Genomic DNA, 12912 nt, shown 5'->3' with positions numbered 1-12912 from the left:
AGGTTTCCGAATGGATCACGACAACGTCCGTTCGATTTTTCGCCTGAAGGGGTGAGGTCGGTACGGGGAGGTAGACTTAGGCGTGTCTGGCCGGACGCAAGCCCGCGCATGCCCCGAACGCACCTGTGTGGGGTGCCGGGAGCGAGCGGCCAAGAGCGATCTGCTGCGGATCGTGGCGATCGAGGACGAATGCGTCCCCGATCCACGCGGTACGCTGCCCGGCCGGGGTGCCTACCTGCACCCCGCCGTGGTCTGTCTCGACCAGGCGGTCCGCCGCCGGGCGTTCCCCCGGGCCCTCAGGTCCGCAGGAGCGCTCGACACGGAGGCACTGCGCAAAGCCCTGGCCGGTGAGGCCGGGGCGACACCGTAAGAAGAAGTAGTACGGCACGGATACCCCGTGCGGTCAGGTACCTCGCGAGTTGGAAGTAGGTCGAGATTGCGATGAGCACTCGATGAGTACGCGATGAGTACGCCCATGAAGTAGCGACGGTCCGGCGTAACCCGGACCTAAAAGGAGCGAAGTGGCTAAGGTCCGGGTATACGAACTCGCCAAGGAGTTCGGAGTTGAGAGCAAGGTCGTCATGGCCAAGCTCCAGGAACTCGGTGAGTTCGTCCGTTCGGCGTCCTCGACGATCGAGGCGCCGGTTGTACGCAAGTTGACCGACGCACTGCAGGGGCCCGGCGGCAACGCCGGCAAGTCCGCTGCGAAGCCCGGCGCGCCCCGCAAGGCCGCGCCTTCCCCCGCAGCGGCAGGCCGCGCGGGTTCCCCCACGTCCGCAGCGCCGTCCCCGGCCGCCGCGGCACGTCCCGCCGCCCCCAAGCCCGGCGCACCGGTGGCCCCCAAGCCCGCCGCCGCCGAGGCCCCGGCCGCGGGTGGCCCGGTGACTCCGGCCGCCCCCGGCCCGCGTCCCGGTCCCAAGTCTCCGGCCGCCCCGAAGCCCGCTCCGGCGGCGCCCGTGGCGACCGAGTTCTCCGCGCCCGCACCGGCTCCGGCCGCTGCCCCGGCGCGTACCGACCGTCCCGCCGGTCCCGGCGCCCCCGGTCCCCGTCCGGCGCAGCAGCGCCCGGCGGCCCAGGGTGGTCAGGCCCCGCAGTCGGGCGCCCGTCCCGGCGCCCCGCGCCCGGCCGGCACCGCCCCCGGTGGCCAGGGTCAGCGCCCTTCCGGTGGCACCGGTGCCCCGCGTCCGCAGGGCGCCCGTCCGGCCGGTCCCCGTCCGGGCAACAACCCGTTCACCTCTGGTGGCTCCACCGGCATGGCGCGCCCGCAGGCGCCCCGTCCGGCCGGCGCTCCCCGTCCCGGTGCCCCCGGCGCCGGCGGCGGCCAGGGTGCTCCCCGTCCGCAGGGCGGCCCGGCCGGCGCTCCGCGTCCGCAGGGTCCCGGCGGTGCTCGTCCCACCCCCGGTGGCATGCCCCGTCCGCAGGGCGGCGCCCCGCGTCCGGGCGGTGCCCCCGGTGGTAACCGTCCGAACCCGGGCATGATGCCGCAGCGTCCCGCTGCGGGTGGTCCCGGTCCGCGTCCCGGCGGCGGCCCCGGTGGCCGTGGTCCCGGTGCGGGTGGCCCGCGTCCCGGTGGCGCCGGTCGTCCCGCGGGCGGCGGCTTCGCCGGCCGTCCGGCCGGTCCCGGCTCGCGTCCCGGCGGCGGTGGCGGCTTCGGCGGTCCCCGTCCGGGTGGCGGCGGCTTCGGCGGCGGTCCGGCCGGTGCCGGTGGCGGCGGTCGTCCCGGCTTCGGCGGGCGTCCCGGTGGTCCCGGTGCCCGTGGTGGCACGCAGGGTGCCTTCGGTCGTCCCGGCGGTCCGGCCCGTCGTGGTCGCAAGTCCAAGCGCCAGAGGCGCCAGGAGTACGAGGCCATGCAGGCCCCGTCCGTCGGCGGCGTGATGCTGCCCCGCGGCAACGGCGAGACCGTTCGCCTGTCGCGCGGTGCTTCGCTCACCGACTTCGCGGAGAAGATCAACGCCAACCCGGCGTCGCTCGTCGCCGTGATGATGAACCTCGGCGAGATGGTCACGGCCACGCAGTCCGTGTCCGACGAGACCCTCCAGCTCCTCGCGGGCGAGATGAACTACCAGGTTCAGATCGTCAGCCCGGAGGAGGAGGACCGCGAGCTCCTCGAGACCTTCGACATCGAGTTCGGCGAGGACGAGGGCGGCGAGGAATACCTCATGCCGCGTCCCCCGGTCGTCACCGTCATGGGTCACGTCGACCACGGTAAGACCCGACTGCTCGACGCCATCCGCAAGACGAACGTCGTTGCGGGCGAGGCCGGCGGCATCACCCAGCACATCGGTGCCTACCAGGTCGGTACCGAGGTCAACGGTGAAGAGCGCAAGATCACCTTCATCGACACCCCGGGTCACGAGGCGTTCACCGCCATGCGTGCCCGTGGTGCCAAGTCGACCGACATCGCGATCCTCGTGGTCGCGGCCAACGACGGCGTCATGCCGCAGACGATCGAGGCGCTCAACCACGCCAAGGCCGCCGGCGTCCCGATCGTCGTCGCGGTCAACAAGATCGACGTCGAGGGTGCCGACCCGGTCAAGGTGCGCGGTCAGCTCACCGAGTTCGGTCTGGTCGCCGAGGAGTACGGCGGCGACACGATGTTCGTCGACATCTCCGCCAAGCAGGGTCTGCACATCGACTCCCTGCTGGAGGCCGTCGTCCTCACCGCCGACGCCTCGCTCGACCTGCGCGCCAACCCCGAGCAGGACGCTCAGGGTATTGCGATCGAGTCCCACCTCGACCGCGGCCGCGGTGCCGTCGCCACCGTCCTCGTCCAGCGCGGTACCCTCCGCGTCGGCGACACGATGGTCGTGGGCGACGCCTACGGCCGAGTGCGCGCCATGCTCGACGACAAGGGCAACAACGTCGAGGAAGCGGGTCCCTCGACCCCCGTCCTGGTCCTGGGTCTCACCAACGTCCCCGGCGCCGGCGACAACTTCCTCGTCGTGGACGAGGACCGTACGGCCCGTCAGATCGCCGAGAAGCGTGCTGCGCGTGAGCGCAACGCCAACTTCGCCAAGCGCGTCCGCCGGGTGTCCCTGGAAGACCTCGACTCGGTCCTCAAGGCCGGTCTTGTCCAGGAACTCAACCTCATCATCAAGGGCGACGCGTCCGGTGCGGTCGAGGCCCTCGAGTCCTCGCTGCTCCAGCTCGACGTCGGTGAAGAGGTCGACATCCGCGTCCTGCACCGCGGTGTGGGTGCGGTCACCGAGTCCGACATCGCCCTGGCGATGGGCTCCGACGCCATCGTCATCGGTTACAACGTCCGTGCGGCCGGCCGTGCCGCGCAGATGGCGGACCGCGAGGGTGTCGACGTCCGCTACTACTCGGTGATCTACCAGGCCATCGAGGAGATCGAGGCGGCCCTCAAGGGTCTCCTCAAGCCCGAGTACGAAGAGGTCGAGCTCGGTACGGCGGAGGTCCGCGAGATCTTCCGCTCGTCCAAGCTGGGCAACATCGCCGGTGTCCTCATCCGCTCCGGCGAGGTCAAGCGCAACACCAAGGCGCGGCTCCTGCGCGATGGCAAGGTCATCGCCGAGAACCTCACCATCTCCGGTCTGCGCCGCTTCAAGGACGACGTCACCGAGATCCGCGAAGGCTTCGAGGGCGGTATCAACCTCGGCTCCTTCAACGACATCAAGATCGACGACGTCATCGCGACGTACGAGATGCGCGAGAAGCCCCGCGCGTAAGCGCGAGGCGGTTCGCGCCGTGTCGTAAGGCCCGTACGGCCGTTGGTCGTACGGGCACCACCGGGGCCGGTCGGCGGAATATCCGTCGATCGGCCCCGGCCGTTGCGTGTACGGTTCAGGTGACCCTGCCGAGCGTCTGGCCGGCAGGCCACCGAACCCGCACCGGCGGGATATCCGGAACTGCATGTACGTGGGGACTCTGTCCTTCGATCTGCTCCTCGGCGACGTCCACTCGTTGAAGGAGAAACGCTCCGTCGTCCGGCCCATCGTCGCCGAGCTCCAGCGCAAGTTCTCCGTGAGCGCGGCCGAAGTGGGCGACCAGGACCTGCACCGCAGGGCCCGTATCGGGGTCGCCCTGGTGAGCGGGGACGCGGGGTTCGTGTCGGACGTACTCGACCGCTGCGAGCGGCTGGTCGCGGCGCGTCCGGAAGTGGAGCTGCTGTCGGCGAGACGGCGGCTGCACGGTGATGAAGACTGATTGCTTGTCTGCAAGAAAAGAAGGAGACGGACCAGTGGCCGACAATGCGCGGGCGAAGAAGCTGGCGGACCTCATCCGGGAGGTGGTGGCCGAGAAGCTGCAGCGCGGCGTCAAGGACCCGCGCCTGGGTACGCACGTGACCATCACGGACACCCGCGTCACCGGCGACCTGCGGGAGGCCACGGTCTTCTACACGGTCTACGGCGACGACGAGGACCGGGCCAGCGCGGCAGCGGGCCTGGAGAGCGCCAAGGGCGTACTGCGCTCCGCGGTCGGCCGGGCGGCGGGGACCAAGTTCACGCCCACCCTGACCTTCGTGGCGGACGCCCTCCCGGAGAACGCCAAGACCATCGAGGACCTCCTCGACAAGGTGCGCGCCTCGGACGCCGAGGTGCGCGAGGCCTCCTCCGGCGCCACCTACGCCGGTGACGCCGACCCGTACAAGAAGCCGGGCGACGACGACGAGGACGCAGCGGCGGAATGAGCACGCAGGCAGGGAAGACTCCGGACGGCCTGATCGTCGTCGACAAGCCGTCCGGATTCACTTCGCACGACGTGGTCGCCAAGATGCGCGGTATCGCCAAGACCCGCCGCGTCGGCCACGCCGGCACGCTGGACCCGATGGCGACGGGCGTCCTCGTCCTGGGCGTCGAGAAGGCCACCAAGCTGCTGGGCCACCTCGCGCTGACGGAGAAGGAGTACCTCGGCACGATCCGCCTCGGCCAGAACTCGCTGACGGACGACGCCGAGGGCGAGATCACCTCCTCGACGGACGCGTCCGCGGTGACCCGTGAGGCGGTCGACAAGGGCATCGCCAAGCTGACCGGCGAGATCATGCAGGTCCCGTCGAAGGTCAGCGCCATCAAGATCAAGGGCGTGCGCTCCTACAAGCGCGCGCGGGACGGCGAGGACTTCGAGATCCCGGCCCGGCCGGTGACCGTCTCCTCGTTCCAGGTGTACGACATGCGGGACGCGGAAGCCGAGGACGGCACCAAGGTCGTCGACCTCGTCGTCTCCGTCGTCTGCTCCAGCGGTACGTACATCCGCGCCCTCGCCCGCGACCTGGGGGCCGACCTCGGCGTCGGCGGACACCTCACCGCGCTGCGGCGCACGCGGGTGGGCCCGTACAAGCTGGACCGGGCGCGGACGCTCGACCAGCTCCAGGAGGAGTTGACCGTCATGCCGATCGGCGAGGCGGCCGCGGCGGCGTTCCCGCGCTGGGACCTGGATGCGCGGCGGGCCTCGCTGCTCGCCAACGGCGTGCGGATCGAGATGCCGGACGAGTACGGCGAAGGCCGGACGGTCGCGGTGTTCGGCCCGCAGGGGCAGCTGCTCGGACTGGCCGAGAACAAGGGCGGGAAGGCGAAGTCGCTCGCCGTCTTCGTCTGACGTGATGATCCGTGAGGCCTGACGCCTCACGCCTGACCCTGCACGGCTGATGCCTGATGTCTGATGCCTGAGGTTGATGCCTTGACGTGGAGCGGTGAGCGCACATGGACGCTGCTCACCGCTCCACGACCCCCTCGGGTAGGTGTTTATCCACCCGGGGCCCTCTATTCACCCGTCCGAGCAGGCGCTCGGAGTGAATGGAGGGAGCACAAGGGGGCGCTTTCGCCTCGTGTGCTTTTGCCGCTGATCTTCACCTGCCTACCGTCGGAGCACGGAAGCGGCGGGAAGTGGTGCGGCAATGGCGGAGCTCGTCACGATCTGCGATCTCGCCGGGCGGGTGCGGGGCAGCGGCTTCGTCGCCGACGACCGCGGGACGGTGATCACCGGTCACGAGGCCGTCGACGGATCGGACCGGCTGGTCCTGCACGGGCCCGGGGGCCGGACCTGGCTCGCCGGTGCCGCCGATGTGACCGCCCTGCCGGGGCTCGCGCTGGCCCTCGTACGGACCGACGGGCTCGGGGTCCGCCCGCTGCCGGCGGCCCGGCGCGAGGTGGTCGAGCCCGGTACGTACGTACGGCTGCCCGCGCGGGGCTGGCGCCAGGCGCGGGTGCTCGCGGCCGGGGCGGAGGTCGTGCACCGGTCGGGGCAGCGGTGCGACGGGCTGCCGGCCGCGGTGGAGCTGGCCATCGGGACGGACGGGCGGGACGCCCTGCGGGGCGGCGGTGAAGCCTGCGGAGCACCGGTCCTGGACGCGACGACGGGGGCGGTGCTCGCGGTCGTGGTCGCCGGGGGCACCTTCGCCGTGCCGCTGCGCGCGGCGGCGGGGGCGGACGGCGGGGGCCCGCTGCGTGCGGTGCTGGAGCGCAACGCCGCCACCGTGCCGGGGTACGGGGCGGAACTGAACCTCGCGGGCGCACTGGAACTCACCGGGACGACGCTCGGGCCGGTGCTGGGCACGGGGCCGGGCGGGCCGGGTCCCGTCGCGCGCCCCCGGATCGCCGCCGAGCTCGAGGCGTTCACCGCCGGGGACCGGCTCGTGCTCGGGGTGGTCGGCGACCCCGGCACCGGCCGGACCACCGCCCTCGGCGCCCTGGCCGCCGCCCGGGCGCGCGGGGAGCGCCCGGCGCCGACGCTGTGGCTGCGCGGTGCGGAGCTCCGGGAGGGCGACGGATCGCTGGCCGACGCGGTGTCGCGGGCGCTGGCCGGGGCGGGACGGATCGTGGCGGCGGGCGTCGGCGCGGGCGTGGGCGCGGGTATGGGTGCCAGTGCCAGTGCCGGTGTCCGGGCAGGGGCCGGTGGCGCCACGCCGGCGGGGGACTTCGCCCGGGGCGGTGCAGGGGCGGCCCGTGCCGCGGAGGGCTCGGCCCGGGCCGGTACGCCGGGGGCGGGGCCCGTGGTCGGGGGGTCGGGCGAGGCGGCTGCGCCCGGGGGTACGGGCGGTTCCGGGGCGGCCGCCGCGGAGGCGTGGGGCGGGTCCGGAGAGGCGGTGGCGGTGCTGGCCGCCGGGGCCGGGCGGAGGCTGGTGGTCGTGCTGGACGCGCCCGAGGAGATGCCGCCGGGACTCGCGCAGGGCCTCGGGCCGTGGACGGCTGCCACCGCCCGGTGGCTCGGCGGGATCGGGGCCCGGCTGGTCGTCGTCGCCCGGCCCGAGTTCTGGGAGCGGGCCGGCGCCCTCTACCCGCCCGAGGCGCTGTACCGCCCCGCGCGGCCCGCCCCAGGCCTGCCGCCCGCGCTGCCCGTCGCAGACCTGACCCGGGCCGAGGCCGCTGCCCTGCGGGCCCGCCTCGGTATCCCGGACGACGCCGTCCGGGAGGCCGACGCCCGGCACCCGTTGACCCTGCGCCTGCTGGCCGGGGTACGGGCCGCCGGGGCCACCGGGGGCCGTCCGGGCCGCGACGAGGTGTTCGCCGCCCACCTGGACCTCCTCGCCCTGCGGGTGGCGGTGCGCATCGCCGCCTCGGCCGCCGACGCCCAGGGCGCCGGGGTGCACGCGCCCGGGGTGCGACGGCTGGCGGCGCGCGTCTCGGGACGGGTGCACGAGGCCGCCCGGCGGTGCCTGGGTCCGGGACAGGGCAGGCTGGACCGGGCCGCCTTCGAGGAGCTGTTCCCCTGGCGCACCGGCTGGGCCTCGGCCGCGCTGGCCGAGGGGCTGCTGGTCCCTTCGGGGTCCGGCTACCGCTTCGCCCATGAGGAGCTTTCCGACTGGCTCCAGGCCGGTCGCCTCGACGTGCCGACCGCGCTGGACTCCCTCGTGCACCGGGGGCCGGCCACCACCGGCCCGCCCGTGCCCCGCCACCGCGTCGGCCCCGTCCTGGAAGCTCTGCGCAGGCTCCCGCCCGACCAGGCGCGCAAGGTGCTCACCGGGCTGCTGGAGGCCCTGAACGCCTTCGGACCGGCCCCCGACACCGTCTCGGCCCCCGACGGCGTCCCGGCCTCCGACACCGTGGCGGCCTCCGACACCGTCCCGGCCCCCGACACCGTCCCGGCCCCGGAGGGGGACCGGGCCTGGTGGGCCGCCCGGCTGCTGCGCGAGACCCTGCTGCGAGTTCCCGACGCCACGCCGCACCTGCCGGTCCTGCACGCCCTCGCGGAGCACCTGTCCGGGCGGGGGTGCGCAGTCCGGGACCCCGGCGACCCCGGCCACTTCGACGGCCGGTTCTGGAACCGGCTCCGGCTCCCCGAGCCCGACCGGCTGGACCTGCTGCGCAGCCTGCTGCCCTCGGACCACCGCTACCTCGAAGCCGCGGGCCGCCGCCTGGTCCGCGACCCCCGGTACGTCCAGCCCCTGCTCTGCGCCTGGTTCGGCGACGAACGCCGGCTGCGGGGCCGCCCCGGCGCGACCGTGGCCACCGCTGCCCAGGCCCTGCTGCACACCCACCGCGGGCTCGCCGTGGACGACCTCACCGAGGCCCTCGTCACCGCCGCGCACCCCCGCGCCGACGAGCTGCTCGCCGTACTCGCCGAGGACGAGCCCTCCGCACTGTGCCGGGCCGTCCACCGCTGGGCGCACGACGAGCAGCCGGGGCGCCGCGTCGCGGCCGCCGCCTACGGCCAGGCCACCGCCCTGCACGTGCGCACCCCCGCCGACCGGGAGCTCCTGCGCCGGGCCGCCCAGGCGCTGCTCACCCGCCCCGCCGACGCCGCCCTGCACGGCGGCGCCCTCGCGACGCTGCTCCGCGACCCCCAGGTGCGCGCCCGCTACCTGCCGGACGCCCTGGCCTGCTTCCGCGACCCCGGGTGCGGCGCCCGGCTTCCCGCCGAGGCCCTGGTGGCGGCCCTGCCGGTGCTGCCGGATCCGGACGCCGTCTTCGCCGCCCTGCGCGCCCGGGCCGACGGGGAGGTGCTGCGCGCCCTGGCCGCGCTCACCACGCCGGCCCTGGCCCGGCGGGCGGGAGACCTCGTACGGGGGCACCTGGCGCGGTGCCCGTCGGACGCCCCGCACGCCGCCGCGTTCGTGGACCGGCGCCTGGAGCAGGGTCCGGCGGCCGAACCCGTGCTGCGCCCCCTCGTCCTGGAGCTGCTGCGGTCGGCGCCGACGGCGGTCCGGGCCGCCCTGGCCGCGGTGCTGGCCGCGCCCGGCGGGGAGCCCTCGTACCCCTTGCGGGCCGAGCTGGCCGACGTACTGCTGCGTGAGGAGACCGATCCGGCGGTCCTCGACGCGTTCCTCGGGGCCGTCGCGTCCGGGGCCGCCGACCGCCCGCACCGGCGCACCCGTGACCTGCTGAGGCGTACCGGCCGGCAACTGCTGCGGCTCCCCGGCGGGCCCGCGCTGTTCGAGCAGCGGACCGTGGAGCTGTCACGGGCGGACCCGGCGTTCGGCGCGGTGACCGCGCGCTGGCTGGGCGAGGCGACGGCGGAGGCTGCCGCGCTGCTCGGGCCGGGCGCCCGGCGCACGGTCGAGACCCTCGGGCGGGGCGCCCCGGACATCACCTGAGCGGGGAAGGCCGCGAGTCCGACGCCGATGCGGGGCCGCGGCGGGTGGCATGGCAGTCTTAGACCTGCAATCGGCAATCAGTACAGGGTCTACCCACGGGTTCGGGCGAGGAGCGGTCACAGTGCAGCGCTGGCGTGGCTTGGAGGACATCCCCGATGACTGGGGACGCAGCGTCGTCACCATCGGCTCCTACGACGGAGTGCACCGCGGCCATCAGCTGATCATCGGACGGGCCGTGGCCCAGGCACGCGAACTCGGCGTGCCGTCGGTCGTCGTGACGTTCAGCCCGCACCCGAGCGAGGTCGTGCGCCCCGGCAGCCACCCGCCGATCCTGGCCACCTACGAGCGGCGGGCCGAGCTGATGGCGGAGCTGGGCGTCGACGCGCTGCTGATCCTGCCGTTCACGGCCGAGTTCTCCCAGCTGTCCCCGGCCGACTTCATCGTGAAGGTGCTGGTCGACAAGCTGCACGCACGCGCCGTCATCGAAGGCCCGAACTTCCGCTTCGGCCACAAGGCCGCCGGGAACGTCGACTTCCTGCGCGAGCTGGGCGCCACGTACGACTACGAGGTCGAGGTCGTGGACCTGGTGGTGCGGGGAGAGGCGGGCGGCGGCGTGCCGTTCTCGTCGACGCTCGCGCGCAGGCTCGTCGCCGAAGGGGACATGGAGGGCGTCGCGGAAATCCTCGGCCGCCCGCACCGGGTCGAGGGCGTCGTGGTGCGCGGGGCGCAGCGCGGACGGGAGCTCGGCTACCCGACGGCCAACGTCGAGACGCAGCCGCACACCGCGATCCCGGCGGACGGGGTGTACGCGGGCTGGCTGACGGCGGACGGCGAGCGGATGCCGGCGGCCATCTCGGTCGGCACGAACGTGCAGTTCGACGCCACCGAGCGGACCGTGGAGGCGTACGCGATCGACCGCGTCGGGCTGGACCTGTACGGCATGCACGTGGCCGTCGACTTCCTCGCCTACGTGCGGGGGATGGCGAAGTTCGAGTCGCTGGACGGGCTGCTGGAGGCCATCGCCGACGACGTGAAGCGGGCCCGGGTGCTGACGGAAGGCTACGACGCGCAGCGCTGAGCGGCTGCCCGGACGACGCGAAAGGGCCCGTACCTCCCTCTGGGGCGGTACGGGCCCTTTCGCACGCCGGGGCCGGCGCGGGCGGGTCAGCCCAGCCGGGGGTCGCGCGGCGGCTGACCGGGCTGCGGCTGGTGTTGCGGGGGCTGTTGCTGCGCGGGCTGCCAGGGCTGGCCGGGCTGTGGGTACGGCTGGCCGTAGGGCTGGGGTGCCTGCGGCTGCTGGTACGGCGGCTGTTGCTGTGGCGGGGCGGCGTGCGGCTGGGCGGCGGGCTGGGGCGCTCCCCAGTGGCCTTGCGGGGCCTGCTGCTGGGCGCGGATGAAGTCCTCGGCGACCAGCGCGGAGAGGTTGAAGTACGCCTCGCGGGTCTTGGGCCGCATCAGGTCGAGGTCCACTTCGGCGCCGGCCGCGAGGTGCTCGTCGAACGGCACCACGACGACGCCGCGGCAGCGGGTCTCGAAGTGCTGCACGATGTCCTCGATCTTGATCATCTTGCTGGTCTCGCGGACCCCCGAGATGACGGTGAGGGAGCGGGAGACGAGGTCGCCGTACCCGTGTGCGGACAGCCAGTCGAGGGTGGTGCTGGCGCTGCTCGCACCGTCCACGGAGGGGGTCGAGATGATGATCAGCTGATCGGCGAGGTCCAGGACGCCGCGCATGGCGGAGTAGAGCAGACCCGTGCCGGAGTCGGTGAGGATGATCGGGTACTGGCGGCCCAGCGTCTCGATGGCGCGGCGGTAGTCCTCGTCGTTGAACGTGGTCGAGACGGCCGGGTCCACGTCGTTGGCGATGATCTCCAGGCCGGAGGGCGCCTGCGAGGTGAACCGCCGGATGTCCATGTACGAGTTGAGGTACGGGATCGCCTGGACGAGGTCGCGGATGGTCGCCCCGGTCTCGCGCCGGACGCGGCGGCCGAGGGTTCCGGCGTCCGGGTTCGCGTCGATGGCCAGGATCTTGTCCTGGCGCTCGGTGGCGAGGGTCGCGCCGAGCGCGGTGGTCGTGGTGGTCTTGCCGACACCGCCCTTGAGGCTGATCACGGCGATGCGGTAGCAGGACATGACCGGGGTACGGATGAGTTCGAGCTTGCGCAGGCGCTCGGCCTCGGCGGCCTTGCCGCCGAAGCGGAAGCCGGAGCGGGCGGGCTTGGGCTTCTGCTTGGCGCGCAGCAGGCGCTCGGAGGACAGCTCGACGGCGGCGGTGTAACCGAGCGGCGCCCCGCCGGTGGCCGGGCCGGCCTGGTACGGGGGCTGGGGCCACTGGCCGCCGGAACGGGGGTCGTGCGACGGCTGGGGCTGCGGCGCGGGCTGGGGCTGCGGCGCGGGCTGCGCCGGAGCGGGGGCCGGCGGCGGGAACCCGTAGCCGTCCGGGGCCTGGTACGTGGGCGGCAGCGCCGGCAGCCCGCCCCCCGCTTCGGCGAACGGGGGCTCGGCGGCGGGTACGGCGGTCTCCGCGGGGGTGGCGGGCGGCGCGTAGGGCCCGGGCGGGGCCGGGGCGTACGCGGCGGGGGGCACGGGTGTCCCCTCGGGCGGCGTGGCGGTCCGGTACAGCTGTACGGGCGGCACGGCATCTGCCGCAGCCGCGTCGACCGGGGCGGGAGCGGGGGCCGCCGCCTGGGGCGGGGTCGGCTCCACCGGCGCGGGAGCGGCCACCGGGTCCGGGGCGGGGGCCGGAGCGGCGGGGACCACCGGATCCGGTGCCTGGGCGACCGGCGGCGCGGGAGCGGGCGCCGGGGGGAACACCGGCTCCGGGACCGCCGGGGGAGCGATCGTGAACACCGCCGGCGCGGCCGCGTCTTCGGCCGCAGGCGCAGGCGCGACCGGCACCTGGTCCGCGACCGGTGCCTGGTCCGCGACCGGCGCCTGGTCCGCGGCGGGAGCCGGAGCAGCCACCGCAGCCGGGTCGGCAGCCGGAACGGCCACCTGGTCCGCGGCGGGAGCCGGAGCGGCCGGCGGCCCCTGTTGCGGAGCAGGCGCCGGGGCCGCCACCGGGTCGGCGGTGGCGACCGGCGCCCGGTCGGCCGGTGCCGCCGGGGGAGCGGTCGTGAACACCTGCGGCGGCACCACGGCGTCGGCCGACGGCGTACGCGGGGCCGAGGGGGCGATCCGCATCGTCGGCGGCGAGGTCACGTCCGACGGGCGGTGCGGTTCGAAGCCGCTGCCCTCCGGCAGCCCCGGCACGGACGCGGCAGGAGCCTGCGCCGCACCCTGGGTGTACCAGGCCGGAGGGGTGTAGTCGATGGTGAACTCGCCCGTCACCTCGGGCTCCGCATCGGACTGATCGTCCGTCGGGACGTCCCACGTCCCGCCGCGCCTCTCGTTCCGATCGCCGCTCACTGAGTCCTCCTGGT

Annotated in this window: 8 protein-coding genes; 7 read left to right on the top strand and 1 reads right to left on the bottom strand. The window is 74.5% G+C overall.

From position 1 onward, the window contains the following. Window positions 1-82 precede the first annotated feature (82 nt). From OG861_RS08960 to OG861_RS08930, 7 genes are all read left to right on the top strand, one after another. Window positions 83-370 (top strand): YlxR family protein, encoded by a 288-nt coding sequence (locus OG861_RS08960; protein ID WP_329198784.1) that lies wholly within the window; start codon window positions 83-85, stop codon window positions 368-370. Window positions 371-521: 151 nt separating this feature from the next. After that, the gene (infB, locus tag OG861_RS08955) at window positions 522-3689 is read left to right on the top strand and encodes a translation initiation factor IF-2 (RefSeq protein ID WP_330261685.1); all 3168 of its coding nucleotides are present in this window, start codon (window positions 522-524) and stop codon (window positions 3687-3689) included. A 184-nt stretch (window positions 3690-3873) separates the two neighbouring features. Then, entirely contained in the window at window positions 3874-4167 is a 294-nt protein-coding gene (locus tag OG861_RS08950) for a DUF503 domain-containing protein (RefSeq protein WP_136213480.1), read from the top strand. A 34-nt stretch (window positions 4168-4201) separates the two neighbouring features. Continuing rightward, on the top strand, window positions 4202-4651 hold the full coding sequence (rbfA, locus tag OG861_RS08945) for a 30S ribosome-binding factor RbfA (RefSeq protein WP_329198787.1): 450 nt from the start codon (window positions 4202-4204) through the stop codon (window positions 4649-4651). After that, window positions 4648-5556 carry a tRNA pseudouridine(55) synthase TruB gene (gene truB / locus OG861_RS08940; RefSeq protein WP_329198789.1) on the top strand — a complete coding sequence of 303 codons (909 nt, stop codon included), beginning with the start codon at window positions 4648-4650 and terminating at the stop codon, window positions 5554-5556. The genes rbfA and truB overlap by 4 nt, the downstream gene beginning before the upstream one ends. A gap of 298 nt (window positions 5557-5854) precedes the next feature. Then, on the top strand, window positions 5855-9490 hold the full coding sequence (locus OG861_RS08935; RefSeq protein ID WP_329198791.1) for a serine protease: 3636 nt from the start codon (window positions 5855-5857) through the stop codon (window positions 9488-9490). A 121-nt stretch (window positions 9491-9611) separates the two neighbouring features. Continuing rightward, entirely contained in the window at window positions 9612-10568 is a 957-nt protein-coding gene (locus OG861_RS08930; RefSeq protein WP_329198793.1) for a bifunctional riboflavin kinase/FAD synthetase, read from the top strand. Between the two features lie 86 nt (window positions 10569-10654). Here OG861_RS08930 and OG861_RS08925 read toward each other — a convergent pair whose 3' ends face one another. Next, window positions 10655-12898, bottom strand: a complete 2244-nt coding sequence (locus tag OG861_RS08925; protein ID WP_329198795.1) for an SCO5717 family growth-regulating ATPase — start codon at window positions 12896-12898, stop codon at window positions 10655-10657. Window positions 12899-12912 lie beyond the last annotated feature (14 nt).

Origin of the sequence: Streptomyces sp. NBC_00539, from assembly GCF_036346105.1 — a bacterium.
In the GTDB taxonomy this organism is placed as follows: Bacteria; Actinomycetota; Actinomycetes; order Streptomycetales; family Streptomycetaceae; genus Streptomyces.
The sequence above is the reverse complement of the archived record's forward strand: the minus strand, read 5'-3'. Positions and strand labels throughout refer to the sequence as shown.